The organism is Allobosea sp. P2_B12 (assembly GCF_056404835.1).
In genome coordinates this window covers 1049103-1074132 of record NZ_JBFUDG010000001.1, presented here as the reverse complement: position 1 = coordinate 1074132, position 25030 = coordinate 1049103, and the positions used below count along the sequence as shown (strand labels likewise).

The 25030-nt window shown below is 65.7% G+C and carries 24 protein-coding genes and 3 pseudogenes; 17 read left to right on the top strand and 10 right to left on the bottom strand.

What is annotated here, in order from left to right; all coding sequences use genetic code 11:
- Window positions 1-4: 4 nt before the first annotated feature.
- Window positions 5-505: an MOSC domain-containing protein gene (locus tag AC1DYU_RS05170; protein ID WP_476790680.1), complete on the bottom strand. Its 501-nt coding sequence runs from the start codon at window positions 503-505 to the stop codon at window positions 5-7.
- Window positions 506-753: 248 nt separating this feature from the next.
- Between AC1DYU_RS05170 and AC1DYU_RS05165 the strand changes: the two genes are divergently transcribed.
- From AC1DYU_RS05165 to AC1DYU_RS05155, 3 genes are all read left to right on the top strand, one after another.
- The gene (locus tag AC1DYU_RS05165; protein ID WP_476790715.1) at window positions 754-1269 is read left to right on the top strand and encodes a helix-turn-helix domain-containing protein; all 516 of its coding nucleotides are present in this window, start codon (window positions 754-756) and stop codon (window positions 1267-1269) included.
- 268 nt (window positions 1270-1537) lie between these two features.
- Window positions 1538-2254 carry an amino acid ABC transporter ATP-binding protein gene (locus AC1DYU_RS05160; RefSeq protein ID WP_158487291.1) on the top strand — a complete coding sequence of 239 codons (717 nt, stop codon included), beginning with the start codon at window positions 1538-1540 and terminating at the stop codon, window positions 2252-2254.
- A gap of 210 nt (window positions 2255-2464) precedes the next feature.
- Window positions 2465-2722, top strand: a complete 258-nt coding sequence (locus tag AC1DYU_RS05155) for a hypothetical protein (RefSeq protein WP_476790679.1) — start codon at window positions 2465-2467, stop codon at window positions 2720-2722.
- Window positions 2723-2807: 85 nt separating this feature from the next.
- Here the strand turns inward: AC1DYU_RS05155 and AC1DYU_RS05150 are convergent, their stop codons facing one another.
- Window positions 2808-3974 carry a glycerophosphodiester phosphodiesterase gene (locus tag AC1DYU_RS05150; protein ID WP_476790678.1) on the bottom strand — a complete coding sequence of 389 codons (1167 nt, stop codon included), beginning with the start codon at window positions 3972-3974 and terminating at the stop codon, window positions 2808-2810.
- A 112-nt stretch (window positions 3975-4086) separates the two neighbouring features.
- On the bottom strand, window positions 4087-4233 hold the full coding sequence (locus AC1DYU_RS05145; RefSeq protein WP_476790677.1) for a hypothetical protein: 147 nt from the start codon (window positions 4231-4233) through the stop codon (window positions 4087-4089).
- Between the two features lie 180 nt (window positions 4234-4413).
- On the opposite strand from AC1DYU_RS05145, the gene AC1DYU_RS05140 reads away from it, so the two are divergent.
- Both AC1DYU_RS05140 and guaA read left to right on the top strand, forming a co-directional pair.
- Entirely contained in the window at window positions 4414-5712 is a 1299-nt protein-coding gene (locus tag AC1DYU_RS05140) for an RsmB/NOP family class I SAM-dependent RNA methyltransferase (protein WP_476790676.1), read from the top strand.
- 51 nt (window positions 5713-5763) lie between these two features.
- Window positions 5764-7329, top strand: a complete 1566-nt coding sequence (gene guaA / locus AC1DYU_RS05135; protein ID WP_476790675.1) for a glutamine-hydrolyzing GMP synthase — start codon at window positions 5764-5766, stop codon at window positions 7327-7329.
- A gap of 39 nt (window positions 7330-7368) precedes the next feature.
- On the opposite strand, the gene AC1DYU_RS05130 is transcribed toward guaA, so the two are convergent.
- Complete coding sequence (locus tag AC1DYU_RS05130; RefSeq protein WP_476790714.1) at window positions 7369-8115, bottom strand: LysR substrate-binding domain-containing protein; 747 nt, start codon at window positions 8113-8115, stop codon at window positions 7369-7371.
- A gap of 60 nt (window positions 8116-8175) precedes the next feature.
- Window positions 8176-8307 (bottom strand): annotated as a pseudogene (locus AC1DYU_RS05125) (helix-turn-helix domain-containing protein); the annotation flags it as partial.
- A 93-nt stretch (window positions 8308-8400) separates the two neighbouring features.
- Between AC1DYU_RS05125 and AC1DYU_RS05120 the strand changes: the two are divergent.
- Window positions 8401-9543 carry a mandelate racemase/muconate lactonizing enzyme family protein gene (locus AC1DYU_RS05120; RefSeq protein WP_476790674.1) on the top strand — a complete coding sequence of 381 codons (1143 nt, stop codon included), beginning with the start codon at window positions 8401-8403 and terminating at the stop codon, window positions 9541-9543.
- A 39-nt stretch (window positions 9544-9582) separates the two neighbouring features.
- Complete coding sequence (locus AC1DYU_RS05115; RefSeq protein ID WP_476790673.1) at window positions 9583-10557, top strand: Bug family tripartite tricarboxylate transporter substrate binding protein; 975 nt, start codon at window positions 9583-9585, stop codon at window positions 10555-10557.
- A gap of 100 nt (window positions 10558-10657) precedes the next feature.
- Here the strand turns inward: AC1DYU_RS05115 and AC1DYU_RS05110 are convergent, their stop codons facing one another.
- The gene (locus AC1DYU_RS05110; RefSeq protein WP_476790672.1) at window positions 10658-11620 is read right to left on the bottom strand and encodes a GntR family transcriptional regulator; all 963 of its coding nucleotides are present in this window, start codon (window positions 11618-11620) and stop codon (window positions 10658-10660) included.
- On the opposite strand from AC1DYU_RS05110, the gene AC1DYU_RS05105 reads away from it, so the two are divergent.
- The 6 genes from AC1DYU_RS05105 to AC1DYU_RS05080 are packed head-to-tail and all read left to right on the top strand — an operon-like array spanning window position 11607 to window position 19155.
- The gene (locus AC1DYU_RS05105; RefSeq protein ID WP_476790671.1) at window positions 11607-12944 is read left to right on the top strand and encodes a M20 family metallopeptidase; all 1338 of its coding nucleotides are present in this window, start codon (window positions 11607-11609) and stop codon (window positions 12942-12944) included. The genes AC1DYU_RS05110 and AC1DYU_RS05105 overlap by 14 nt on opposite strands.
- 11 nt (window positions 12945-12955) lie before the next feature.
- On the top strand, window positions 12956-14509 hold the full coding sequence (locus AC1DYU_RS05100) for an ABC transporter substrate-binding protein (protein ID WP_476790670.1): 1554 nt from the start codon (window positions 12956-12958) through the stop codon (window positions 14507-14509).
- A gap of 19 nt (window positions 14510-14528) precedes the next feature.
- On the top strand, window positions 14529-15476 hold the full coding sequence (locus AC1DYU_RS05095; RefSeq protein WP_476790669.1) for an ABC transporter permease: 948 nt from the start codon (window positions 14529-14531) through the stop codon (window positions 15474-15476).
- Window positions 15469-16293: an ABC transporter permease gene (locus AC1DYU_RS05090; RefSeq protein WP_476790668.1), complete on the top strand. Its 825-nt coding sequence runs from the start codon at window positions 15469-15471 to the stop codon at window positions 16291-16293. The genes AC1DYU_RS05095 and AC1DYU_RS05090 overlap by 8 nt, the downstream gene beginning before the upstream one ends.
- Before the next feature lie 4 nt (window positions 16294-16297).
- Window positions 16298-17917, top strand: a complete 1620-nt coding sequence (locus AC1DYU_RS05085; RefSeq protein ID WP_476790667.1) for a dipeptide ABC transporter ATP-binding protein — start codon at window positions 16298-16300, stop codon at window positions 17915-17917.
- A gap of 17 nt (window positions 17918-17934) precedes the next feature.
- Window positions 17935-19155, top strand: coding sequence for a M20 family metallopeptidase (locus AC1DYU_RS05080; protein ID WP_476790666.1), 1221 nt, complete (start codon window positions 17935-17937; stop codon window positions 19153-19155).
- Window positions 19156-19250: 95 nt separating this feature from the next.
- Here AC1DYU_RS05080 and AC1DYU_RS05075 read toward each other — a convergent pair.
- Window positions 19251-19458 (bottom strand): annotated as a pseudogene (locus tag AC1DYU_RS05075) (NADP oxidoreductase coenzyme); the annotation flags it as partial.
- 1 nt (window position 19459) lies between these two features.
- On the opposite strand from AC1DYU_RS05075, the pseudogene AC1DYU_RS05070 reads away from it, so the two are divergent.
- Window positions 19460-19777: pseudogene (locus tag AC1DYU_RS05070) on the top strand (LysR substrate-binding domain-containing protein); the annotation flags it as partial.
- Window positions 19778-19880: 103 nt separating this feature from the next.
- Here the strand turns inward: AC1DYU_RS05070 and AC1DYU_RS05065 are convergent.
- Both AC1DYU_RS05065 and AC1DYU_RS05060 read right to left on the bottom strand, forming a co-directional pair.
- A complete protein-coding gene (locus AC1DYU_RS05065; RefSeq protein ID WP_476790665.1) occupies window positions 19881-20354 on the bottom strand; it encodes an AtaL-like protein in 474 nt (157 codons plus the stop codon).
- Window positions 20355-20385: 31 nt separating this feature from the next.
- Window positions 20386-21249 (bottom strand): SDR family oxidoreductase, encoded by an 864-nt coding sequence (locus tag AC1DYU_RS05060; RefSeq protein WP_476790713.1) that lies wholly within the window; start codon window positions 21247-21249, stop codon window positions 20386-20388.
- A 104-nt stretch (window positions 21250-21353) separates the two neighbouring features.
- On the opposite strand from AC1DYU_RS05060, the gene AC1DYU_RS05055 reads away from it, so the two are divergent.
- The gene (locus tag AC1DYU_RS05055) at window positions 21354-22265 is read left to right on the top strand and encodes a LysR family transcriptional regulator (protein WP_476790664.1); all 912 of its coding nucleotides are present in this window, start codon (window positions 21354-21356) and stop codon (window positions 22263-22265) included.
- A gap of 124 nt (window positions 22266-22389) precedes the next feature.
- On the opposite strand, the gene AC1DYU_RS05050 is transcribed toward AC1DYU_RS05055, so the two are convergent.
- A complete protein-coding gene (locus AC1DYU_RS05050) occupies window positions 22390-22959 on the bottom strand; it encodes a TetR/AcrR family transcriptional regulator (protein WP_476790663.1) in 570 nt (189 codons plus the stop codon).
- Window positions 22960-23069: 110 nt separating this feature from the next.
- Between AC1DYU_RS05050 and AC1DYU_RS05045 the strand changes: the two genes are divergently transcribed.
- Both AC1DYU_RS05045 and AC1DYU_RS05040 read left to right on the top strand, forming a co-directional pair.
- On the top strand, window positions 23070-23858 hold the full coding sequence (locus tag AC1DYU_RS05045) for an SDR family NAD(P)-dependent oxidoreductase (protein WP_476790662.1): 789 nt from the start codon (window positions 23070-23072) through the stop codon (window positions 23856-23858).
- A gap of 60 nt (window positions 23859-23918) precedes the next feature.
- Window positions 23919-25010, top strand: coding sequence for an alkene reductase (locus AC1DYU_RS05040; RefSeq protein WP_476790661.1), 1092 nt, complete (start codon window positions 23919-23921; stop codon window positions 25008-25010).
- The last annotated feature ends 20 nt before the right edge of the window (window positions 25011-25030 follow it).

Below are 25030 nucleotides of genomic sequence, written 5' to 3'. Positions count from 1 at the left end.
GGCCTCAACCCTCCAAAGGAACGATGCGATCGCCGGGACGAATGACGCCCCCAACCTCGATCGCGCAGTTGAGACCCGACCGATTGAGCAGCGATTCGAACAACCTCGGGATGCCGAGCAGCTCTTCGATGTACTTGCAGGGGAAGTTCAGCCTGGCCCCCCGGAGCACCACGTCGCCAACTTGAAAACGTTTGCCGACGAGGTGGTTGAGGGGCACGCCCCTGGTCGTCAGGTTGCGACGATGCTCCGCGGGGGACAGGCTCAGCTTGATCCCTGGAACCTGCGGCTCTCCGATCTCAAGATGCTCGAGCACCTCGGCCTCGATCAGGGTCACCTCGCGTACGGCAGGCCTCGCCGAATACGTTCCGGTGCCGAGATAATAACGATCGCCTTCAATCCCCCTCCCCGCGATCATCGTCGCTTGGGACAGCTCCTCCATCTCGTATGAGGCCGCAGGAGCGATGTGGATGTGCAGAAGTTCGCCGGACCAGACTTGCGCTATCATTCCCGCCCCTTGTAGCCTCAGACAACTTGTTGCCCAACCGCTATCAGAGTTTTTCAGCCCCCGCAACACTCGACCTCCCATCCAAGTCTCGGGTGGCGGGTCCCAAGCGTGGCTCTAGCCACCGCGGCGACATGCTGATAGGCCGCGCTTAAGCAGTTGAACTGGAGCCAGCATTGCCGAGGGTCAAATCGATCAGAGACGTGGCGCCATCGAACAACAACGACGCGGCTCGCTCTTTCGGCCTTCACATGGCCGCCATGAGGCGCTCGCGCAAAATGACGCTCGATCATCTCGCCGGGATGACCGGGCTGAACAAAGGGTACCTTTCGCGGGTCGAAAGAGGAGAGAAAACGCCGTCGATCGCGACGGCGTTGAAGCTCTCCCAGGCATTTGCCGTCTCCGTATCGGCGCTGTTCGGTGAGGCCACCGACGAGTCGATGATCCACATCGTCAGGGCTCATGAGCGGCCGGTCCCGGAGGACCGAAACGCCGAGGCGTACTTCGAGCCGTTGAGCCAGGCCGCCGGTGGTGTGGAGGCCTTCCTGCTCTTCCCGGGGCGCGATTTCGGCGTGGACGGTAGGGTCGACCACGGCGGAACCGAGATCATCTTCGTCGTGACCGGAAAGATCGAAATCCAGTTCTCCGATCGCACCGTCCTGCTTGGGGCGGGCGACTTCCTCCAGTTTCCCGGGCATCTTGCGCACCAGGTTCGCGCTCCGGACGGCGGAAGCAGCGCTCTGATCGCGATCACCCGCGAGAAGTAGGCGGCATTCTCCGGCGCTCGATGACGGCCTCCGAGCTACGCTCGTCCCTTTGGCGCGCCCGCGCAAGCCACGACAAAGTCCGTGCGCGACCCAATTCGGTTGACTAAATCCCAACTCGGTGATGTGTTGGACAACGTGTTGCCTAGAGACCTTTCGGACAGGCTGCACGTGAACCGCACGTCGGGGGACCGAGCCGTTGAAGACTCTGCAGGACAAATCCTTCGGCGCACCGAGGCCGACCGCGCTGACGACATCGACCGCGGTCGAGATGGTCGGCGTCAACAAGTGGTATGGCGAGTTCCATGTGCTGCGCGACATCAACCTGAAAGTCTCGCGCGGCGAGAAGCTGGTGATCTGCGGGCCGTCGGGCTCGGGCAAGTCGACGATGATCCGCTGCATCAACCGGCTGGAGGAGCACCAGAAGGGCTCAATCATCGTCGACGGCACGGAGCTGACCAACGACCTCAAGAAGATCGACGAGATCCGCCGCGACGTCGGCATGGTCTTCCAGCACTTCAACCTGTTCCCGCATCTGACGATCCTCGAGAACCTGACGCTGGCGCCGATCTGGGTCCGCAAGATGCCCAAGAAGGATGCCGAGGAGATCGGCATGCACTATCTCAAGCGCGTCAAGATCCCCGAGCAGGCCCACAAATACCCGGGCCAGCTCTCCGGCGGCCAGCAGCAGCGCGTCGCCATCGCCCGCTCGCTCTGCATGAGCCCCAAGATCATGCTGTTCGACGAGCCGACCTCGGCGCTCGATCCCGAGATGGTCAAGGAGGTGCTCGACACCATGGTCTCGCTCGCCGACGAGGGCATGACCATGCTCTGCGTCACCCATGAGATGGGTTTCGCCCGCCAGGTCGCCGACCGCGTCATCTTCATGGATGCCGGCCAGATCGTCGAGATGAACGAGCCCAACGAGTTCTTCAAGAACCCGCAGCACGAGCGCACCAAGCTCTTCCTCAGCCAGATCCTGCACTGATCCTCGGCTAGACAGGACAGAAGGGCGCGCCGGACTGTCCGGCGCGCCCTGTTATTAAGTGACAGCGCCCGATCATCGCGCCGCCGACTCTGCGTCAAGCCGGTCAAGCTGCCCCCGCTGCGGAACAAAACACGTCAGCCGCTGTTTTCCTCTCGAAATGGAGGAAACAAAATGAAACGCCTTATTCCCGCGCTCATCGCTGCAACGTTGATGACCGGCGGCGCTTATGCCCAATCCATCAGTGTCGGTCCCGGTGGCGTCGGCGTCGATACGCGCGGCACGCGCGATCGCGTCATCGAACGTGAAGTTCGCCGCGATGACGGTTTCGAGCGGCGTTCGGACCGGTACGATCGCCGCGACGATCGTCGTCGCGTCGAGTACCGCAACCGCGAGCGCTGCCGCACGGTCATCACGCGTGAGGAGACGCGGCGCGGCGTGATCAAGACCAAGCAGCGCGTCTGCGACTGATCGTCGGTTCAGGTTCGGCACAGCCCGAATCGAAAGGCCGTCCCGTTCGCGCGGGACGGCCTTTTTTATGTGTCGTTCGACAGGCCTATTTGCCGTCGCGCGCCTTCACGGCCGCATCGGGGAAGTCGGAGAACAACCCGTCGATGCCGAGCGCCAGATAGGCCTTGTACTCGGCGGCCGGATCGCCCTTGAAATCGGAGGCCAGCCGCTTGGGCTCGCTGCGGAAGGTCCAGCTATGGACCAGGAGCCCCACCGCATGGGCGTTCTTCACGACATCGCTCGGCGGCAGCAGGACGCGGTCGCGCTCGTCGATGGCGCCGTCCTTGTTGAGGTCCTGCGGCTTGCCGTCATCGCCGAGCACCTGCTTGCCCGCCATGAGATAGGGCTTCCACGGCGCGACGATGTCGGCATAGGTCGCGACCTCCTTCAGGCCTTCGGCCGTGACCAGATCCTTGAAGCTGCGCCTGTCGCCGGTGACGACGAAGTCATACGGCTTGTCAAAGGGAGCAGCGAGCACGATGCCGCCGTCCTTGTCGACATCGTCGGCATCGACGAGCTGCGACAGCCGGACCTGAGTCTTGCCGCGCAGGTATTTGAGATTGGCCGTCTCGAAGCTCTGGATGATGACGGGCGACGACTTCTCGGTCCAGCCGGCGGCCTTGAGCGCGTCCAGCAGGCGATCCTCGATCGGCAGGCCGATGGCGGCATGGAAGATCGAATGCTTGACCTCCGGATAGATGCCGATCGTGCGGCCGAGGCGGGCGCTCTCCGACTTGGCGAGGGCAATGATCTCCTGGAGGGTCGGGACCTCGTATTTGCCGTTATGCGACTGGTCGCGATCGGCGAAGGCCTGCTTGGCCCTTAGCGTCTTGATCTCGGCCAGGGTGAAATCGCCGGCGAACCAGTCGGTTGTCTCGACGCCGTCGAGCTTGCGGGTAGTCTTTCGGCCCGCGAATTCCGGGCGGGTCCCGACGTCGGTGGTGCTGCTCATGACCGGCTCGTGCCGGGCGATGAGGACGCCATCCTTGGTCGCGACGAGGTCGGGCTCGATGAAATCGGCCCCCTGTTCGATCGCGAGCTTGTAGGATTCCAGCGTGTGCTCGGGGCGATAGCCGCTGGCGCCGCGATGGCCGACGATCAGCGCCTTCTGTCCCGACAGCGTCGGCGTGGCGGATTGGGCCAGCGCAGCCTGGGGCGTCGCGAGGCCGAGGCAGGCCGCAAGGCCGGCGGAGATCAGGGTCTTCGTCATCATGGCATCGATCCTTGGTCGCGTCGTTTCCGGCGCGACCTTGGTCGGGTGATGTGACAGGCGGTTGAATGCCTGAAGCGCCTCCCCGCAGCCTGTCTGGCGAGGAGGCGAAGTCTTAGCGGCGCGGCGCGTTCTCGAGCGTGGTCTTGGCGTCGAGGCGCTTGCCGGGCGGCGGGGTCAGGTCGGGAGCAGGCTGCGTGGCGCAGGCGGCAAGCGCGAGCGCGAGGAGGGAAGCGAGAACGAGATGGCTGGCGCGCTGCATGGATCGGGACCTTTTGTTGCAAGAGGCAGTTGCCTCGTGTTTCAGCCTGTGGAAGGACCGCGTCAAGAGTATGTCGTTGGGCGCGCCATGATCATGCGTCATGCTTGAAATCGTCCAATCTCGATATTGGCCGTATCATCGTCGATTCATCGACGAGCGTTCGGTCCCGGAATCTGCACCATGACGCCTGCCGCCCGCATCAGCGCTGCCATCGAGGTGCTGGACGATATCATCTCGCGCCGTCGCCCGGCTTCGGATGCGCTCAAGGATTGGGGCCTGTCGCGCCGCTTCGCCGGCTCGAAGGACCGCGCTGCGATCGCTTCGCTGGTCTATGACGCGCTGCGCCGCAAGGCCTCCAGCAGCTACGTCATGGGCTCTGAGACGCCGCGTGCGCTCGTGCTCGGCATGCTGGCGCGGTTGCGCGGCCTTGGGCTGGAGGAGATCGCCTCGCTCTGCTCCGGCGAAAACCACGCCCCCGCGCCGCTCGAAGGCGAGGAGGTCGACCGGCTGGTCGCGCTCTCGCTCGACGGCGCTCCCGACTGGGTCCGTGCCGACGTGCCGGACTGGCTCTGGCCGGCTTTCGCCACGGCTTTCGGCGCCGACGCAATCGCGGAAGGCGAAGCCCTGAGCGACCGCGCCCCGATCGACATCCGCGCCAACCGGCTCAAGACGACGCGCGCGGCACTGATGACCGATCTCGCCCATGCTGGGCCGGAGACCGGAGCCTGGTCGCCCGACGCGCTGCGCTTCCAGCCCGGCCATGACGGGCGCGGTCCCTCGCTTCAGTCTGAAGCCGCATTCTTCGCCGGCGGCTTCGAAATCCAGGATGAAGGCTCGCAGCTCGTCACGCTGCTTGCCGGGGCAAGGCCCGGCCAGACCGTCATCGACCTCTGCGCCGGCGCCGGCGGCAAGACGCTGGCGCTGGCGGCGCTGATGGCCAATCAGGGGCGACTCTTCGCCACCGACCTCGATGCCCGCCGCCTCGCGCCGCTGCATGAGCGGCTGGCGCGCTCGGGAGCGAGCATCGTCGAAATCCGGATTCCGCGCTCGCGCGGCCATGAGCCGCTGGCCGAAATCGAGGGGCAGGCCGATCTCGTCCTGGTCGATGCACCCTGCACCGGCTCGGGCACCTGGCGGCGCAACCCGGATGCGAAATGGCGGGTGCGGCCGGGCGCGCTCGCCGAGCGCATCAAGGACCAGGCCGAGGTGCTGGCCCGCGCCGCGCGGCTGGTGAAGCCGGGCGGCCGCATCGCCTATATCACCTGCTCGGTGCTGCCCGACGAGAACGACGCCGCCATCTCGACCTTCCTTGGCCGCCAGCCCGGCTTCGCCGCCGTGCCGCTCGCGGAGGTGCTCGCATCGGGGGAGGGCGATTTCAGCCTGCTGGCGCGTTTTGCCACCAGCCATGGCGTCCAGTTCTCGCCACGGCGCACCGGAACCGACGGCTTCTACCTGGCTTGCGTCCAGCGCGGGTCCTGACCCGCCAAACAGGCCGTTGCACGCCATCGCGCGATGGCTTAACCGAGCGCGATGACGAGCGAAACAATCCACGACTCCATCCTCATCATCGATTTCGGCTCGCAGGTGACGCAGCTCATCGCGCGGCGCATCCGCGAGATCGGCGTCTATTGCGAGATCGCGCCGTTCCAGTCGGCCTCCGAGGCCTTCCAGCGGCTGAACCCCAAGGGCGTGATCTTCTCGGGCGGGCCGGCCTCGGTCCCGGACGAGGGCTCGCCGCGCGCCCCGCAGGAGGTCTTCTCGTCGGGGTTGCCGGTGCTGGGCATCTGCTACGGCCAGCAAACCATGGCCGACCAGCTCGGCGGCCGTGTCGAGAGCGGTCATGCCGCCGAATTCGGCCGGGCCGATGTCGAGATCGTCACGCCCTCGGCGCTGTTCGAGGGCGTCTGGGAGGAGGGCGGTCGCTACCCCGTCTGGATGAGCCATGGCGACCGCGTCACGCAGCTCCCCGCCGGCTTCACCGTCAAGGCGACCTCCGAGAACGCACCCTATGCCGTGGCGAGCGACGAGGCCCGGCGCTTCTACTCGACCATGTTCCACCCCGAGGTGGTGCACACCCCCGATGGCGGCAAGCTCCTGCGCAACTTCGTCGTCAATATCTGTGGCTGCGTGCCCGACTGGAGCATGTCGGCCTATCGCGCCGAGATGCAGAAGAAGATCCGCGACCAGGTCGGCAGCGGCCGCGTCATCTGCGGCCTGTCGGGCGGCGTCGATTCGGCGGTCGCGGCTGTGCTGATCCATGAGGCCATCGGCGATCAGCTCACCTGCGTCTTCGTCGATCACGGCCTGCTGCGGATGAACGAGGCGGAGGAGGTCGTGCGCCTGTTCCGCGACCACTACAACATCCCGCTCGTCCATGTTGAGGCGGAAGAGCTGTTCCTTTCCGAGCTGGCGAAATGCGGCTCGGACCCGGAAGCCAAGCGCAAGACCATCGGCCGGCTCTTCATCGACGTCTTCGACGCCGAGGCCGCCAAGATCGGCGGCGCCGACTTCCTCGCCCAGGGCACGCTTTACCCCGACGTGATCGAGAGCGTCTCGTTCTCGGGCGGGCCATCGGTGACGATCAAGTCGCACCATAATGTCGGCGGCCTGCCCGAGCGCATGAAGATGAAGCTCGTCGAGCCGCTGCGCGAGCTGTTCAAGGACGAAGTCCGGGTGCTCGGCCGCGAGCTCGGCCTGCCCGAGGCCTTCGTCGGTCGCCACCCGTTCCCGGGGCCCGGTCTCGCCATCCGCTGCCCCGGCGAGATCACCAGGGAGAAGCTCGACATCCTGCGCAAGGCCGATGCGATCTATCTCGACGAGATCCGCAAGGCCGGCCTCTACGACGTGATCTGGCAGGCCTTCGCCGTGCTGCTGCCGGTGCGCACCGTCGGCGTGATGGGCGACTACCGCACCTACGACCATGTCTGCGCGCTCCGCGCCGTCACCTCGGTTGACGGCATGACGGCGGATTTCTACCCCTACGACATGGCCTTCCTCGGCCGCACGGCAACGCGCATCATCAACGAGGTCAAGGGCATTAACCGCGTCGTCTACGACGTGACGAGCAAGCCGCCCGGCACGATCGAGTGGGAATAATTCAGGCCGCTCCGAGCATATCCAAAACGCGCAGGCGCTCTATCCCGCCTCGGTGAGAACTGTTCCGAAGTCCGGATCGGTTGCGGCCATTTCGCCGACGATCTCCTTCAGCGCGGCGCAGAACTCGCGCGACGCGACGGTCCGCGCCCCCAGAGCTGGCAGCACGAGCCGCCCGACGATCCTCTCTTGCGGCTTGAGTGGCACGAAGACCAGCGCCTGGCTCGCGGCAGTGGCGAGGATGCTGAGCTTGTCGAGCAACGCGATGCCGGCCCCCGATTCGACCAGCGCGCAGGCGACGCTCGACTGCGAGACCTCGGCAACCGGCCGCAAGGCGAGATCGCACTGCTCGAAAAGCCGGTGCGCCAACCCTCCCAGCGGCAGCGTCCTGCTGAGGCAGATCAGGTTTTCTCCCGCGATGTCGCGAACTGATAACGAGTTCCTGCCCGACAGCGGGTGAGCCCGGGCCAGCACACAGCCGAACTGCGAGGTGCAGAGATCCTCGATGCTGATACCGGAGACAACGGCGGTGTCGATCAGGAGACCGATCTCGCTGCGGAAGGTCGCGACGCGCTGAGCGACCTCACGCGCTGTCAGCACCTCGATGACGAACTCGACGCCCGGCTTGCTCCGCTGAAGCCGTGCTACGGCGCGCGGCAGGATCGAGTTGGCGAAGGCTGCGATGCAGGCGATGCGCAGCGCGCCCGAACGACCCTCCTTGAGATCGCGCGCCCGTCGTACCACCGCCTCCACCGAGGTGATGGCGTGGACGACATCGCCATAAAGCATCTCGGCTTCCGGGGTGGCGAAGAGGCGCTGCTTTTCCCGCCGGAAAAGCGCGATGCCGAGCCGCTGCTCGATCTGCTGAAGCGTCCGGCTTACGGCGGGCTGGGAGACGTTGAGCGCAACGGCAGCCGCTGTGACGTTGCCCTTCTCGATGACAGATCTGAGAACGGCGAGTTCGCGAGCGTCCAAGATCATAATCCAATCATATCAAGTCAGGCGATCTTTATATTGGATCGCATAATTTTGGTGCGTCAATCTCGCTGCGGGCTAGGATTTCGCGAGCGAGAGATGAAGGTCACAGCAATCCGCGGCCACCATGTCGGCTTCGTGCCGTCGCCCCCCATCGGCAACGCCCGGACCATGATCCGCCGCCGGGACTTCCTGCTCCTCGAGATCGTCACCGATACCGGCAAGCGCGGCTGGGGCGAAGTGTTCTCGTCGCCCGATGCCGCCGCCGCACTGATCAGGACGCGGTACGCTCCTCTCCTGCTCGGACAATCGCCCCGACGGTACCGCGCATTGTGGGAGCACATGGCAGCCAATCTCGGCTACGACCGGCGCGGGCCGGCGATGATGGCGATCTCGGCGATCGACATGGCACTGTGCGACCTCGCCGCTCAGGAACTCGGAATCAGTGTTGCCGCCATGCTGGGTGGCGGGCTGCGCGAGCGCGTGTTCGCCTATGGCAGCGGCCCGTTCATCGCCGAGACGGACGCTCCATGCGCGCATTATGCGGCGGAGGTGGAGCGCTGCCTGGCGCAGGGCTACCGCGCGGTGAAACCGCGCGCCGGCGTCGGCCCGCGTGCCGACGGCGACATGCTTGCTTCGATGCGCCGTCAGGTCGGCCCTGATGTGGGGCTGATGGTCGACATCAACCAGGCCTACAGCGCGCGGGCGGCGATCGCCTCGGCCCGCCATATGGAGGCGTCCGAGTTGCTATGGATCGAGGAGCCGGTCGAGCCGGAGGACATTCCGGGCTATGCGGCCGTCAGCGCCTCCGTCTCCACCGCCGTCGCCGGCGGCGAGGCGCTGGCGAGCGCAGCCGCCTTCCGCGACGTCCTCGTCGCCGGTGCGATGTCGATCCTGCAGCCGGACCTGACCGTCTGCGGCGGCTATACCGGCTTCATGCGGATCGCGGCTCTGGCTGCGGCGTTCGACCTGCCGATCATGCCTCATGTCTTCGGCACGATCGTCAATCATCAGGCCGCATTGCAGGTTGCCGCCTTGCTCCCCGCACGGCGCGGGGGCGGCCCGGCGGTGTACCCCTATGTCGAAGTCGACATCTCCAGCAACCCGCTGCTGGTGCTGCAAGGCGATGTCAGACCCAACGCGGACGGTACGCTCGACGTCCCGGACCTGCCCGGCACCGGTCTCGACCTGGACGCCGAGCGCTTGGAACCCTGGCGGCGCGAGAGCTGGGTCTGCCGCTGACATGGCTCGGCCAAGAAGAGAAATCAAAGGGAGGACAGCATGGAGATCACGAGACGCGGCCTGACGTTCGGCTTTGCCGCTGCGGCCTGCTGGCCGGCGCTGGCGGTCGCCGCCGAATGGCCCGAGCGGCCGGTCACCTTCGTCGTGCCGTTTCCTGCGGGCGGCAGCACCGACGTCGTTGCGCGGCTCTTCGCCGAGCGCTACGCCGAAACCCTGAAGCAGGGCTTCATGGTCGAGAACAGGCCAGGCGCGAACGGCAATATCGGCGCGGCGCAGGTCGCCAGGGCGCCTGCCGATGGCTACACGATCCTGGTTTCGGGCAACGGCCAGAATGCCATGAACCATTCGCTCTATGCGCGGATGCCGTTCGATTCCACCAAGGACTTCGCGCATATCTGCCTGCTGGCATCGACGCCGAACGCGATCATCGTGCCGGCCGACTCGCCGATTACCGATTTTGGAGAACTGCTGCGCCGGGCCAGGGACATCGGAGATGGGCTGGCCTTCGCCAGCCCTGGCACGGGATCGTCGGGCCACCTTTCGCTCGCGATGTTGGAAAACGCGGCGAAATTCAAGGTCCGGCATGTCCCCTATCGCGGCGCCGCCCCGCTTGTCACGGACGTGCTGGGCGGCCATGTCCCGGTCGGGATCGTCAATGTCGATATTCCGTTCGGCCATGTTCAGAGCGGCAAGCTCCGCGTTCTCGCGGTCACCAGCGCCGGGCGCAGCCAACTCTATCCGCAGGCGCCGACTGTTGCCGAGTCCGGATTCCCGGGTTTTGAGGCCGTGGGCTGGTTCGGGCTATCAGCGCCGGCTGGAACGCCGAAGGAGATCGTCGCGAGGCTCAATCTGCTGGCCAACCAGTTTCTGGGGGAGGAGACGCTGAAGCAGCGCTTCGCTGCCGGAGGATATCTGGCGGGCGGCGGAAGCTCGCAGGGCTACGCCGACTTCATCGGCCGCGAGATCCTCAAATGGCGCGACGTCGTGAAGGCGAGCGGGATTTCGCTGGAATAGCCGCCAGGGCGCCGCCTGACATGCGTATGGTGATATCCGATTTGCGCCCGGCGGAATGTCGGCTTGCTGGCAGCCATCCAACTTCCGCAAGTGGGCGGACCTACCTCACTTCGTTGACATAAGTGTGCGCGGCAGTCGTGGCGCGATGCCATCCGAGGATCGTCGGAACACCCGCCTGATCGTAGGCGACTTCGTCGATCGTGAGCACGGCCGGGCGCCCGTCGAGCTGGAGCAGCGCCATGTCCTCATCGGTCGCGAGGTCGGCGGTGATCTGCTCGCGGACCGCGGAAATGCGGATACCGTAACGTTCCAGCAGGTGGAGGTAGAGCAGGGCTGGCAGCTCCGATGTGTCGAGTGGCCAATCTGGCAACCGTTCCTGCGCCATGACCAGCCTGTCATGCATCACAGGGCGGCCGTCGACATGGCGAATCCGGTGGATCGCGATCACGCCGCCGGCTCTGAGCTGGAGCGCTTCGCTTTGGGCCTGTGTGGCGGGCAGGGCGTCGACGCGGAGGAACTGACTCGTCGAGCGCACGAGAGTGCCATCGGCCCGGTGCAGGCGAAAATACTGGAAGAAGAAGCGCAGGCTGTGATGCGGCGTGCGGCCGGTCACGACAGTTCCGGTCTTGCGGCGCCGTGTCAGCAGTCCCTCCGCCACCAAGTCGCTCATCGCGCGCCGGACCGTGCCGACGGCAATGCCGAAACCTTGGGCAAGGGACGTCTCGTTCGGGAGGACCATTCCGGGCGGCCATTCGCCGACCAGAATCGCCTCTGACATATGCCGCTTCACGCGCTCATAGAGCGGCGCGGCTTCCCCTGTCGCCAGATTTGGAAGGGTCGGCGCGGAGCCGCCGGCGCCCATGCCCAATCCGCTGGCGCCGGGCGTCACTTTTTTAGCGTTGACAGGGGGCATGCCGCGGGTTCCTATTTCTATATAGTTTATATGAAAGAGAAGGATCCGCAAATTGGCACTGCCAGCTGCGGCTTTGACGTGGTTCCATTGCAGATCGTCCCAGCGCTGGACAAGCGCGGCGGCTTTGGGCTGAGCAATGGTCGACACCATGGCCCCGGAGCGGAATGCAACAGCGCTGGCGCATGCCGGCGACTGGATCGTCGCGAATGCCGAGGAGGCGGTCGCCGCGCTCGGCCGGATGATCGCGGTCGACACCTCCTTCCCGCCCGGCCTCGGCTATGACGATTTCGCCGCGCTCATGGAGGAGTTCGTGACTCCGCTCGGCTTTGCCACTGAGCGCGTCACGGTGCCCGAGAGCCTGTGGCGGGTGCCGAACGGTCCGGCCAGCGGCCCGCGCACCAATCTGATCGCCAGCCGCGACAGCGGTCGGCCGGCCTGCGGCCTCTATGTCCATGTCGATACCGTGCCCGCGGCTGCCGGCTGGGCGGGCGATCCGCTGCGGATGGAGTGCGACGGTGATCGCCTGATCGGCTTGGGTGCCGCCGACATGAAGGGCTGCGCGGCGGCGATCCTGCTGGCGCTGCGTGCGGCCCGCACCTGCGCGGTCGATCTCGCCTACGATCCCGTGCTGCTGTTCTGCACCGACGAGGAGGGTGGGCTCTATCCGGGCATCCGCTATCTCGCCGAGCAGGGCCGGTTGCCGGAACATATCCTCAATTTCAATGGCAGCGCCGAGGCGCGGATCTGGGCCGGTTGTTTCGGCCTGTTCAATCTGCTCGTGCGGGTTCACGGCCAGGCGGTCCATGCCGGGGAGGGCAATCGCCAGGGCGCCGGCATCAATGCGATCGACGGCACGTTGCCGCTGCTCAACGCGCTGGCGGAGCTGAAGGTGCAGGTCGCGACGCGGATTTCGGCCTTGCCGCCGCCGCCGGGCAGGCCACCGCTCGCGGCCCAGCTCAATATCGCCGCGATCCGGGGCGGGACGGCCGGCGGGCAGGTTCCCGCGCTCGTCGAACTCACGCTCAACCGGCGCTACGCCCCGGAGGAGCACTTCGAGGACGCCCTGGCCGAGATCGAGACGGTGATCCGCCGCAGCATCGCAGCCGTACCGGGCCTCTCGGTCGAGACAGCGCTCGTCGGCCATCTCATGCCGACCGCCGACCCGACGGGACCGCATTGGCCGCGCTGGCAGGCCGCCATGGGCGAAGGCTTCGGTTATCCGCCGGAGGCTTTTGGCAAATGGGGGGCGGCGAGCTGCTCGGATTTCGGATGGGTCCAGCGCGCGACCGGCCGGCAGGAAGTGATGCTCGGCGGGCTCGGCCGGCCCGACCGCAATATCCACGCGCCCGGCGAGCACACGACCGTGCCGGACATCGTCTCGCTGGCGCAGGCGATCCTGTCCTATCTCGCCGCCGATTTCAGGCCGGACATCAACCCCGATCTCGATCCAAAACTGCCCCCTGTCAAAAGCTGAAGGAGCGTCCCATGCCGAGCATTCATCGTCGCGATTTCCTCGCCGCTTCCGCCGCTCTGAGCGGCATGGCCATGTCCGGCCTGCCGGCGTTCGGCCAGGCGCCCCGCCGCGGCGGCACGCTGCGCGTCAGCGTCGATCAGGCGGTTTCCAAGCTCAACCCGCTGTTGACCCGGGTGAACCCGGAATATCTCGTCGCCGAGCTGCTTTATTCCGGCTTGACCCGGCTCAAGGTCGATATGAGCGCTGAGCCGGACCTCGCCGAATCCTGGACGAACTCCGCGGATCTCAGCGAATGGACCTTCGTCCTGCGCAAGGGCCTGATCTTCCATGACGGCTCGCCCTGCACGGCAGCCGACGTGACTGCAACCTTCGAGGCCATCCTCGACGCCAAGACCGCCTCGCCGGCGCGCCAGAATGTCGGTCCGATAGCCAGGGTCGCGGCGAAGGACGACACCACCGTCGTCTTCACCCTGTCTGCGCCCTTCGCCGACCTGCCGGTGACGCTGGCCTATACCAACGCCAAGATCGTGCCCGCCGCTGTCATCAAGGAGGGGCTCGCGAAGCTTGACCGGCAGGCGATCGGCACCGGCCCGTTCAAGCTCGTTTCCTTCGAGCCGGAGCGGCAGATCGTGGTCGCCCGCAATGACGCCTATTACGACAAGGCGAGGCCCTATCTCGACAAGATCGAGGTCGTCGTCTTTCCGGATGTCAGCGCCGAGGCGTCCGCCCTGATCGCGGGCGATACCGACCTGATCAGCACGACGCCGCCGACGGAGTTCGGCCGGCTGCAGAAGGCCTCCGGCGTCAAGGCGCTGCGCGTGGCTTCTGGCCAGTTCTGCAACGTCAATTTCGGCTGCGACCAGAAGCCCTTCAACGATGTGCGCGTGCGCCAGGCGCTGGCCCTGACCGTCGACCGCGCCGCCATGGTCGATTTCGTCACCGAGGGCTTCGGCTCGGCCGGCAACGATACGCCGCTCAGCCCGGCCTATCGCTTCTACGCCGACCTGCCGGCCAAGAAGGCGGACATCGCCAAGGCCAAGGCGCTGCTCGCAGAGGCGGGCTACCCGAAGGGGCTCGAGGCGACACTGATCGCCTCGGACCGCCCGGGTCAGCGCACGCAGCTCGCAGTGGCTCTGCGCGAGATGGCCAAGCCCGCCGGCTTCGACATCAAGGTCGAGACCATGCCGCACGCGACCTATCTGGATCAGGTCTGGAAGAAGGGCTCGTTCTATGTCGGCTTCTACAACATGCAGGCGACAGCCGACGCCATCTTCTCGCTGCTCTACACCTCCAACGCCGCCTGGAACGAGACGCGCTGGAACAACACGGCTTTCGACAAGCTCGTCTTCGAGGCGCGCGCCACAGTCGACGAAGCCAAGCGCCGGGCGCTCTACGCTGAGGCGCAGAAGCTGATGTATGACGAGGTTCCCTCGATCATCCCGGCCTTCTTCGATCTGCTCGGCGGCCAGCGCAACTGGGTCGAGGGCTATCAGCTCCACCCGCGCGGCGCGGTGTTCCGGCTCGATCACGTCTCGCTCGGCGCCAGCGCGCCGAAGCGCGGCTGAGCGGAAGAGGGCAGCGGGCGTGTCGCCGGCCTATATCCTCAAGCGCATCCTGCTGATCGGCTACACGCTCCTCGTCGTGTCGCTGATCGTCTTTGCGATCACCCAGATCCTGCCGGCGGATGCAGCCGTCATGATGCTGGGGGAAAACGCGACCCCGGATGCGCTGGCGGCGCTGCGCGACAAGATGGGGCTGAACGACCCCATCTGGATGCAGTATCTGCACTGGCTTTCGGGCGTCGTCCGCGGCGATTTCGGCCTCTCGATGCGCACCGGCCAGCCGGTCGCACCCGCGATGCTGGAGGCGCTCGGCCGCTCGCTCCTGCTCGCCCTGTTCTCCATCCTGCTGATGCTGGCGGTCGCGATCCCGCTCGGCATCGTCGCGGCGGTGCGACGGGGCAGGGCGGCCGATCTCGGCGTCAGCTTCCTGTCCTATGTCGGAGTCTCGCTGCCGGAATTCGTCACGGCCACACTCTTCGTGCTGGTCTTCGCGGACTGGCTGCAATGGCTGCCCGCGACCGGCTATGTGCCGCTGACCGAGGATCCGCTGCGCGGCTTGCGGCACCTCGTCCTGCCGGTGCTGACCGTCTCGGTGATCCTGATAGCCCATGTCTCGCGCATGGTGCGATCGGAACTCGTCGACGTGCTGCACTCCGACTACATCCGCGCGGCGCGGCTGAAGGGGCTGTCGAAGCGACAGGTGCTGTTCAAGCACGCTTTGCGCAATGCTTTGCTGCCGACCATTACCATCGTCGCGCTGGATGTCGGCTATCTGCTCGGCGGCGTCATCGTGGTCGAGGAGATATTCGCTCTGCCCGGTATCGGCCGCCAGCTCATCGTCGCGATCCAGGCACGCGATCTGCCCTCGATCCAGGCGGGAGCGCTGATCATGGCGACGACCTACGCCGTCGCCAATTTCCTCGCCGACGTCGCCTATGCCTGGCTCGACCGGAGGATCCAGTATGATTGAGATCCTCAAGCGCATGCTGCGCTCGCCGCAGGGCGCCCTCGGCCTCGTCATCGTCGGGCTGATCCTGTCCGTCGTCATCGTCGGCCCATGGCTTGCACCCTTCGATCCCGAGAAGATGGCGCCGCTGATGCGCTACAAGCCGCCAAGCGCGCAGTTCTGGCTCGGCACCGACCAGTATGGCCGCGACATCTTGAGCCGGCTGCTGCACGGCGCCCGCGCTACCGTCGTCATGGCGGTGCTGGCGACGGCGCTGGGCACACTCGTCGGCGCCGTCATCGGCACGGTCTCGGCCTTCCTTGGAGGCCGCGGCGACGAGGCGATCATGCGCACCGTCGATGCGATCATGTCGATCCCAAGCCTGCTGCTGGCGCTTCTGATCGTGAACCTGCTCGGCAAGAGCGGCAGCAATGCGCTGCTCGCCATCGCGCTCGCCTTTGCCCCTGGCATGGCCCGCGTCACGCGCTCGGTCGCGCTGTCCGTGCGCAAGCAGGACTACGTCAACGCCGCGATCGCGCGCGGCGAGAGCGCAGCGTTCATCGTCATCCGCGAGATGCTGCCGAATGTCGTCGCACCGATCATCGTCGAGATGACGATCCGTGTCGCCTTCGCCGTCATGCTTTTCGCGACGCTCTCTTTCCTGGGGCTCGGCGCCCAGCCCCCGGCCTCCGAATGGGGGTTGATGGTCGCGGAGGCGCGACGCTTCATGCATCTGAGCGCATGGATGATCCTGTGGCCGAGCCTCGCCGTCGCGCTGGTCGCGATCGGCTTCAACCTGCTCGGCGACGGCCTGCGCGATGCGCTCAATCCGAGGAACTGAGGCGATGAGCGAAGCGATCCTCGACATCGCCGGCTATGGCCTCGACTACGCGACGCCGACCGGCTTCACCCGCGCCCTCGACGATGTGACGCTCCAGGTCGCCAAAGGCGAGGTGCTGGGCCTCGTCGGCGAATCCGGCTCCGGCAAGACGTCGCTAGCCTGGGCGATCATGCGCCATCTGCCGTCCAGCGCACGCGAGGCGGGCAGCATCCGCATGACGGGCCGGGACCTGCTGAAGGCCTCGGAAGCCGAGATCGACGCGATCCGCGGCAAGCGCATCGGCATGGTCTTCCAGGACCCGAGCACCTCGCTCAACCCGACGCTCCCGCTCGGCGAGCAACTCGCCGAGGTGCTGGTGCGCCATGGTGGCCTGACGCGGAAGCAGGCCTGGGTCGAGGGCGAGGAGCGCCTCGCCCATGTCGGCCTCAAGATCCCCAGGCAGATGATGCGGCGTTATCCGCATGAGGCGTCTGGCGGCGAGAAGCAGCGTGTCGTCATCGCCACGGCCTTCGCCTGCCAGCCGGAATGCATCATTTTCGACGAGCCGACGACGGCGCTCGATGTGATCACCGCACGCCAGATCCTGGACCTTTTCAGGGAATTGCAGGAGGAGACCGGCGTCGCCTCGCTTTACATCTCGCATGACCTCGCTCTGGTCTCGCAGATCGCGACCCGGGTCGCGGTGATCCACCGCGGCAGGATCGTCGAGCAGGGCGCGGTCGCGGATGTCTTTGCCCGGCCGCAGGATGCCTATACGCAGAAGTTGCTCGCCGCTGTGCCCAGGCCTGATCATCGCCTCGTCGAGGCCACCGTGCCGGACGGCGGAAAGCCGCTGGTCGAGGTCGAGAAGGTCAGCGTTCATTACGGTCGCAAGCCCTTTCTCGGCAGGCTGCTAGGGCGCGCCAACACGCAATTCACGGGCAATCGCGAGGTCAGCCTGTCGGTGATGCCGGGTGAAATCCTGGGCATCGTCGGCGAGTCAGGTTCGGGCAAGTCGACGCTGGCCAAGGCGATGACGGGGCTCAACCACTTCGAGGGCGAGATCCGCTTCGCCGGTCGACGCATCACCGGCCTCGGCGACATGGACAGTGCCTATCGCCGCGATGTCCAGATCATCTTCCAGCACCCGGACTCCTCGCTCAATCCGCGCCAGCGCATTCGCGAGATCCTGTCGCGGCCGCTCGAACTCTATGGCGAGCCCGGCGCGCGCAAGCATGCGGTTGCGATCGGCGAGTTGCTGGAGCAGGTCAGGCTGCCCGCATCCTATGCTGACCGCTACCCGCATCAGCTTTCCGGCGGCGAGAAGCAACGCGTCGCCATCGCCCGCGCCTTCGCCTCGAAGCCGAAGCTCGTGATCTGCGATGAGATCACCTCGGCGCTCGACGTCTCCGTTCAGGCCTCGGTTGTCGAGCTTCTGGTCGATCTCCAGAAGCGTTTCGGCACGGCCTATCTGTTCATCACCCACGATCTCAACCTGGTGCGCCAGATCGCCCACCGGATCGCGGTGATGTATCGCGGCGACCTCGTCGATCTCGTCGATATCGCGGCGCTCTCGACCGGCCCCCTCCACCCCTACACCCAATCCCTGCTCGAAGCCGTGCCCGCCCCGGCCACGGCCGCCTGACATTCGAGGCCATACGCATGAATCCCCGCGACCTGATCCATTCGCTCGACGAGAAAACCTGCCTCGCGCTGCTCTCCGACTGGGCGAAACATAAGAGCTATTCCGAGACGGAGGGCGAGAAGGAGCTGGTGCACCACGTCGTCGCCCAGATGAAGGCCATGGGCATTGAGGCGGAGGCGCAAGCCTTCGATGAGGGGCGCCGCGCCAACGCCATCGGTCGCTGGAAAGGGACTGGCGGCGGCAAGAGCTTGCTCTTCAACGGCCATCTCGACACCAACCCGGCGACCGAAGGCTGGACGGTCGATCCCTGGGGCGGGCTGGTCGACAAGGAGTTCATCTACGGCATCGGCGTCTCGAACATGAAGGCGGGCGACGCCGCCTCCTATTGCGCGGTCAAGACGCTGCGCGATGCCGGCGTAAGGCTGAAGGGCGACGTGATCCTGACCTATGTCGTCGGCGAATTGCAGGGTGGCGTCGGCACGGTCGCGGCGATCCGCAACGGCATCCGCGCCGACTACTTCGTCAACAGCGAGCCCACCGACGTGCAGGCCGTGACCATGCACGCTTGCGCCTTTTCCTTCGTGATCGAGCTCGTCGGCAACACCCGGCATCTCTCCAAGCGCGAGCAGGCGGTCGACGCGATCATGGCAGCTTGCGACCTGATCCCGCGCCTCAATGCGATGACGTTCAGCGGCGCGCCGTCGCCCGAGCATGAATCGATCAACCGCGTTCATGTCGGCGTCGTCCATGGCGCGCTCGGCAAGGAGCTGCATGAATGGCGCGCGCCGCAGGTCGCCGATTACTGCAAGCTCAAGGGTTCCGGCCGCTACGCGCCGGGCCAGACGGAAGGAGGCGCGCTCGCCGACATGCAGCGCGAGCTCGCTGCGCTGGAGCAGCGCTTCCCGGGGCTGAAGGCCTCGATCCGCGTCGAGAAGAAGGAAGGCCACCAGTCGATGCCGGCCTTCGAGGTCGCCAAGGACGCCCGAATCGTGAAGACCGTCAACGCCGCCTACGAGGCGGTACGCGGCGAGAAGCAGCCTACTGGCGCGATCAAGCCGCCGGGCTTTTTCGGCACCGATGCCGGCCATCTCTATGCCGAGGCCGGCATGGAAGGCATCGTCTGCGGCCCGGGCGGGCGCTACAACACCATGCCCGACGAGCGCGTCGAGATCCGCGACTTCCTCGACATGGTCCGCATCTACATGCTGACCATCCTCGACATCTGCGAGGTGGCGTGAGCCCACTCTTCCCACCCGGCCCGTCGGAACGGTAGCGCGACCGGAGCAGCCAGCGGGATCGCTGTCCTCGTCCTCGTGATATGGTCGTAGGTCGACTATTGCTCCTTCTTGAACAAATCCTTGAAGATGAGCTGACGCCATGTGCGGCCGTGTGCATGCACCAGGGCGCCGCCCTCGTTGAGCTTTCCGAGTTTGACGGGAGCGAACCCGAGTTGTTTGCCTGGCGCCGGTGAACGCCTTCGCGACGACGGCGGAGGATGGGAGGCCGTCCAGCTCTTCGGGAACGGGAAACGCGTTCGTCGCGCATGGACTCCCGGACTGGGCTCGCGAGGGAGAGGTTCACACCACGGGAGTTCCATTCAGGACGCCGGATGCCGAGGCGCAGATCGTAGCGGCTCAGCAAGGGATCGGGATGACGAAACTGCCGTGCTTCGTCGGAGATGCCGGCCCCCTCTTGGTGAGGGTGCCGGGCACCGATCTGGCCATGCACGGGACGCTCTGGCTTCTCACACACGAGGAGACACGCAAGACGAAGCGCGTGCGGCTCTTCGCGGAGTTCATATCCCGCAGGCTCGCTGCGTACGCTCCGCTTCTCGCGGGGCTGTCCATATCGCGCGACTGACGCCCGGAGGTCTCAGGCGACGCCTGCTGCAAGGAAGCCGGGCTGCCTTGTGGAACGAGGGCGGCACTGCCTGACGACAGGGCCGCCGATCGATCAACCAGGTTCAGAGCAAACCATCAGCCAGCAACTCGCGAGAGCGTCTCAGCGTCGAGAGGAGGGCGGCCTTGTAGCCCTTGTCGCTGTCGAACTGCGCCTGCTCGACCTGTTCCTCGGGGCCGCCCGGCTCTTTGCCGCGCAGCCCAAGGTAGCAGTAGAATTTGAGCTGAAGCGCGCCGGTTTCATCCTCGAACAGCTCGTTGATGATCGCGCCCTCGCGCGGGCCGGCGGACTGGAAGAAGGTGACCTTGCGTTGCGGTTCGAGCGTGATGATTTCGCGCAGATCGGAGCCCGCGATGGTGGCTTCGCGCACGAAGTGCGTCACGCTTTCCTCCGTCACGTCGCAGCGGGTGCAGAGGCCGGGCGGAAGGAACAGGCGCGCATCGCGCGCCTTCAACTCCAGAGCCTTCCAGACCTGCTCGCGGGTCAGCCTGGCTTCGCCTTCCGGATTCACCGGGACGGTGGCGGTTGAATAGATCATGTCGATATCCCTTGTTCAGGTTTGATGGCCTTCAGCCGGCGATCTGGGCCACGTAGTCGTGGTAGGAACGAAGCGGACGCCCCAGCAGGGCGGTCAGCCGATCGACGTCGCCAGCCTCGGGGAGCATGCCGTCGCTGAGGAAGCGCTCGGCCATCAGACGCATGTCGAAGGCCATCCAGCTCGGCATGAACTGGCGCAGGTTCTTCTCGAACCCGGCGGTGTCGTTGCCGGGGAAGGCGATCGTGCGGCCGAGGACCCTGGTCCAGACAGCGGCGGCGTCCGCGCCGGTCAGCGTATCCGGGCCAACCAGGTTGATGCGGTTGAGCGGGAGCGGCGTGACCGACCGCTCGCGGCGGATCAGTTCGATCGCGGCAATCTCGCCGACATCGCGCGCGTCGATCATCGCAAGGCCCTTGTCGCCGATCGGCATGGGGTAGATGCCGTAGCCGGTGACCACGTCCTTGATCGTGATCTCGTTGTCCATGAAATAGGCCGGGCGCAGGATGGTGGCGTTGAGGCCCATCTGCTCGATCATGCGCTCGACGCCGAACTTGCCGGCGAAGTGCGGCACGTTCACGTAGATGTCGGCGTGGATCACCGACAGGTAGACGATCCGCTCGATCCCTGCCTCTCGGGCGACGGCCAAGGCGACCAGCGCCTGGGTATATTCATCTGCCACCACGCCATTCAGCAGGAACAGCGTGGACACGCCGGTGAAGGCGGTGCGCAGTGCATCGACGTCGAGAAGGTCGCCCTGGACGACATCGACGCCGGCAGGGAAGTTGGCCTTGGACGGATCGCGGACCAGCGCGCGTACATCGGCGCCACGGTTTGCGAGCTGTTCGACGACGTTGCGGCCGACATTGCCGGTCGCGCCGGTCACGAGGATGGTCATGGGGGTCACTCCTGGGTTGAGCCGTTTGGCTGTCCCGAACTTAGCGATCCACATTCGCGCCAATAGCCGCTATATCTGGACAGACCGTCTCGCTGGTGGAACGCATGGACCTCCTCGCTCTCGCCGACTTCAACCTCGTCGCCCGTCATGGAGGGTTCGGAAAAGCCTCACGCGCCGCAGGGCGCCCAAAGGCAACGCTGTCCCGCCGCGTCGCTGAACTGGAGGCCCGTCTCGAGTTGCGGTTGTTCGAGCGTGGCGCACGGACTCTGAAACTGACCGAGGAAGGGCGCGCACTTTTCACGCGGACGGGCCAGTTGCTCACCGAACTCGATGAGACGGCCGCGGCAATCGCCTCGGGAGGCCACACCCCAAGAGGCAAATTGCGGATCAGCGCGCCGCTACTCTTTTCCCAGCTTGCTATGGGGAAGCTGGCCGCGGGCTTTGCGCTGAAATATCCGGAGGTCCGGCTTGAGATCACGACCGAGGACCGACCTGTCGATATGATCGAGGAAGCCTATGATCTGGTGATCCGCGTCAACCCGCAGCCCGATGAAAGCCTTGTCGGACGGGTCTTTCTCGATGATCGGCTGGTGGTCGTGGCGAGTCCCGCCTTGGCGCTACCCGCGGACGGCTCGACCGTCCCGGCTGTCGTGCGGGGTCCGGCCTGGCAGGGCGATGTCTGGAACGTGAGGACGAAGGCGACAACATCGAGGATCGCGATCGATCCCGTGCTGAGCCTGTCGTCGCTCGTCATGGTCCGCGACGCGGTTCGAATGGGTGTGGGAGCGGCCCGTCTTCCGATTTCGCTCGTGAGCCACGATCTTGCCGATGGCACATTGGTGCATTGGGGTGATGTGGAAGGATCGGAGATCGCGCTGTGGGCGCTCTATCCGACACGCCGGCTGCTGAGTGCGCGCGTGTCAGCCTTCCTCGATCATCTGAGGGAGGCTTTCCCGCAGGGCACACCCGACGAACTGGCCACCTATGTCACAGGACAAGGACAACGCGAAGCTTGATCCGCTTCGTTAAATGCCGGGACTAAACAACCAGGCAGGAGCCCAACCTCCAATAATGGCCTTGCCGATCTTGACGGATGACGGCCGCTTCTCATCGAGTGCCAGTTGCGAGGCGTGCCCTGGCCTATATGGCGCCGGCAGGCTGTGGGCTGATCCCGGCCTCGATCCATTCGCGCGTCTGTTCCAGCACCTCATCCGAAAGTGTGCGGTCGTCGATCGAGCGGGCAAGGATCACCGCCCCCACCATCGCCGCGAAGCTTCCGATTGCCGCGCGGCGTCTCTCTGCCGCATCCAGTTCCGGGAGCGCCTTGCCGAGACGGTCGATCTGCGAGCGAAGGCCTTCGGCCATGACGGCGCGTGCAGCCGGAGTCTGCAGGCGGACCGCCGCTGCAAGTCCCGCCGTCGGGCAACCACCGGCGCAGTTGTCGCGATGCCGGGGTGAAAGATAATCGTCCAGATAGGCGCGAAGATCGCCCCCTTCGCCTGCATTCGCAGCGAGAACATGGGCAAGGGTCTGCGCGATCAGGTCGTCCTTCGAACCGAAATGGCCATAGAAGCCGCCATGGGTCAGGCCGGCGGCTTTCATCACCTCCGCCACGCTGACCGCGTCGAACCCCCTGTCGCGGAACAGCCGGCCGGCAACCTCCAAAATCCGGCGACGGTTCTCCACCATCTGCTCTCGACTGACCTTCATTTCAAAATTCTCCGCCGGCTCCGTTGACATTTACATGATGATCATCATATTTAGGATCATTCATGACGACCATCATGAATATAGGTCCCAGCAGAGAAAAGAGCAACGCCATGACCACCATTCCCTCAGTCCTCGTCACCGGCGCCTCCACCGGCATCGGAGCCGCCTATGCCGAGCGCTTCGCGCGCCGCGGGCACGACCTCGTGCTGGTTGCCCGCGACATGGCACGCATGGAGGCTCTGGCCGCCCGTCTGCGTCAGCAGAATGGCGTGGCCATCGACATCATCCAGGCTGATCTCACCAAGGCCGACGAGCTTGCAACCGTCGAGGCAAGGCTGCGCGACGACGTTCGCATCGGAATCCTCGTCAACAACGCCGGGACGGCCATCGGCGGAAGCTTCATCGAGCAGAGCACCGACGACGTCGCGCGGCTGGTTGCGCTCAACACGACCGCATTGCTCCGGCTCGCCAGTGCCATTGCCCCGCGTCTTGCCAAGGCCGGCGACGGCGCGATCGTCAACATCGGTTCCGTGGTCGGTCTGGCACCGGAGTTCGGCATGACGGTCTACGGCGCGACCAAGGCCTTCGTGCTGTTCCTGTCGCAGGGGCTCAGCCTCGAGCTCGCGCCGAAGGGCGTCTACGTTCAGGCGGTGCTTCCTGCCACGACGCGAACCGAAATCTGGGACCATGTCGGCGCCGACATCAACGCGCTTTCCAACGTGATGGAGGTGGGCGATCTGGTCGATGCGGCACTGGTCGGCTTCGACCGCCGCGAGCCGGTGACCATCCCGCCGCTTCCCGATGCCGGACAGTGGGACGCGCTTCAGGCCGCGCGCCAGGCCATGCTTCCGAATTACCGGAACGAGCTTCCCGCCGAGCGCTACCGCACGGTCGCCTGAGCACCAACCAAGCCATTTCGACAAGCTACCCCGCCGCGGCGGGGACAACATGGGTGATCTATGACCAACAAGACGCTGTTTGAGCCCTATAAACTCGGCGCGCTGACCCTCTCCAATCGCATCGTCATGGCCCCTTTGACGCGCAATCGCGCTGGCGCGGGCTTCATTCCGGGCGAGCTCGCGGCAGAATACTACCGCCAGCGCGCATCGGCCGGGCTGCTGATTTCGGAGGCGACGCAGATCTCGCAGCAGGGACAGGGTTACCAGGACACGCCCGGCATCTACTCCCAGGCTCAGATCGACGGCTGGCGCAAGGTCACCGCCGCTGTGCACTCCAAGGGCGGGCGGATTTTCCTGCAGCTCTGGCATGTCGGCCGCGTCAGCCACGTCGATCTCCAGGAGAACGGGGCGGCGCCGGTCGCGCCGTCGGCGATCCGGGCCGAAACCAAGACGTTTGTGAACAACGGCTTCTTCGATGTCTCGGAGCCGCGCGCGTTGGCCCTCGACGAGCTGCCAGGGATCGTCAACGATTTCCGGCAGGCCGCCGCGAACGCCATTGCCGCCGGCTTCGATGGCGTCGAGATTCACGGTGCCAACGGCTATCTGCTCGACCAGTTCGCCAGGGACAGCGCCAACCGCCGCACCGATGCATACGGCGGCTCGGTCGAGAACCGCGCCCGGCTGATGCTGGAGGTAGCGGCCGCGGTGGTCGAGAAGATCGGCGCCGAGCGCACCGGCATCCGCATTTCGCCCGTCTCGCCGGCCAATGGTGTTTCGAGCAGTGATGCTCAGGCGCAGTTCGACTACATCGTCGATCAGCTGGATGCCTTCGGCCTCGTCTATATCCATGTCGTCGAGGGCGCCACGGGCGGATCGCGCGACGTTGCGCCGTTCGATTTCGGCTCGCTCCGCCGTCGCTTCAAGAACACCTATATCGCCAACAACGGCTATGACCTCGACCTTGCGACGTCGCGCCTGGCCGAGGACAAGGCCGACCTGTTCGCCTTCGGCCGTCCGTTCATCGCCAATCCCGACCTTGTGGAGAGGCTCGAGGCCGGCGCGCCGCTGGCTCAGGTCAACCCGTCCACGATCTATGGCGGAGGCGCGGTGGGATACACCGATTATCCCGCCATCGCAGCAAGCCGTTCCTGACCAACCGGGGGCGCGCTGTC

Coding starts and splice junctions, on each gene's coding strand:
- AC1DYU_RS05170 (WP_476790680.1), bottom strand. CDS start 505: ATGATAGCGCAAGTCTGGTCCGGCGAACTTCTGCACATCCACATCGCT.
- AC1DYU_RS05165 (WP_476790715.1), top strand. CDS start 754: ATGGCCGCCATGAGGCGCTCGCGCAAAATGACGCTCGATCATCTCGCC.
- AC1DYU_RS05160 (WP_158487291.1), top strand. CDS start 1,538: ATGGTCGGCGTCAACAAGTGGTATGGCGAGTTCCATGTGCTGCGCGAC.
- AC1DYU_RS05155 (WP_476790679.1), top strand. CDS start 2,465: ATGACCGGCGGCGCTTATGCCCAATCCATCAGTGTCGGTCCCGGTGGC.
- AC1DYU_RS05150 (WP_476790678.1), bottom strand. CDS start 3,974: ATGATGACGAAGACCCTGATCTCCGCCGGCCTTGCGGCCTGCCTCGGC.
- AC1DYU_RS05145 (WP_476790677.1), bottom strand. CDS start 4,233: ATGCAGCGCGCCAGCCATCTCGTTCTCGCTTCCCTCCTCGCGCTCGCG.
- AC1DYU_RS05140 (WP_476790676.1), top strand. CDS start 4,414: ATGACGCCTGCCGCCCGCATCAGCGCTGCCATCGAGGTGCTGGACGAT.
- guaA (WP_476790675.1), top strand. CDS start 5,764: ATGACGAGCGAAACAATCCACGACTCCATCCTCATCATCGATTTCGGC.
- AC1DYU_RS05130 (WP_476790714.1), bottom strand. CDS start 8,115: ATGCTTTATGGCGATGTCGTCCACGCCATCACCTCGGTGGAGGCGGTG.
- AC1DYU_RS05120 (WP_476790674.1), top strand. CDS start 8,401: ATGAAGGTCACAGCAATCCGCGGCCACCATGTCGGCTTCGTGCCGTCG.
- AC1DYU_RS05115 (WP_476790673.1), top strand. CDS start 9,583: ATGGAGATCACGAGACGCGGCCTGACGTTCGGCTTTGCCGCTGCGGCC.
- AC1DYU_RS05105 (WP_476790671.1), top strand. CDS start 11,607: ATGGTCGACACCATGGCCCCGGAGCGGAATGCAACAGCGCTGGCGCAT.
- AC1DYU_RS05110 (WP_476790672.1), bottom strand. CDS start 11,620: ATGGTGTCGACCATTGCTCAGCCCAAAGCCGCCGCGCTTGTCCAGCGC.
- AC1DYU_RS05100 (WP_476790670.1), top strand. CDS start 12,956: ATGCCGAGCATTCATCGTCGCGATTTCCTCGCCGCTTCCGCCGCTCTG.
- AC1DYU_RS05090 (WP_476790668.1), top strand. CDS start 15,469: ATGATTGAGATCCTCAAGCGCATGCTGCGCTCGCCGCAGGGCGCCCTC.
- AC1DYU_RS05085 (WP_476790667.1), top strand. CDS start 16,298: ATGAGCGAAGCGATCCTCGACATCGCCGGCTATGGCCTCGACTACGCG.
- AC1DYU_RS05080 (WP_476790666.1), top strand. CDS start 17,935: ATGAATCCCCGCGACCTGATCCATTCGCTCGACGAGAAAACCTGCCTC.
- AC1DYU_RS05065 (WP_476790665.1), bottom strand. CDS start 20,354: ATGATCTATTCAACCGCCACCGTCCCGGTGAATCCGGAAGGCGAAGCC.
- AC1DYU_RS05060 (WP_476790713.1), bottom strand. CDS start 21,249: ATGACCATCCTCGTGACCGGCGCGACCGGCAATGTCGGCCGCAACGTC.
- AC1DYU_RS05055 (WP_476790664.1), top strand. CDS start 21,354: ATGGACCTCCTCGCTCTCGCCGACTTCAACCTCGTCGCCCGTCATGGA.
- AC1DYU_RS05050 (WP_476790663.1), bottom strand. CDS start 22,959: ATGAAGGTCAGTCGAGAGCAGATGGTGGAGAACCGTCGCCGGATTTTG.
- AC1DYU_RS05045 (WP_476790662.1), top strand. CDS start 23,070: ATGACCACCATTCCCTCAGTCCTCGTCACCGGCGCCTCCACCGGCATC.
- AC1DYU_RS05040 (WP_476790661.1), top strand. CDS start 23,919: ATGACCAACAAGACGCTGTTTGAGCCCTATAAACTCGGCGCGCTGACC.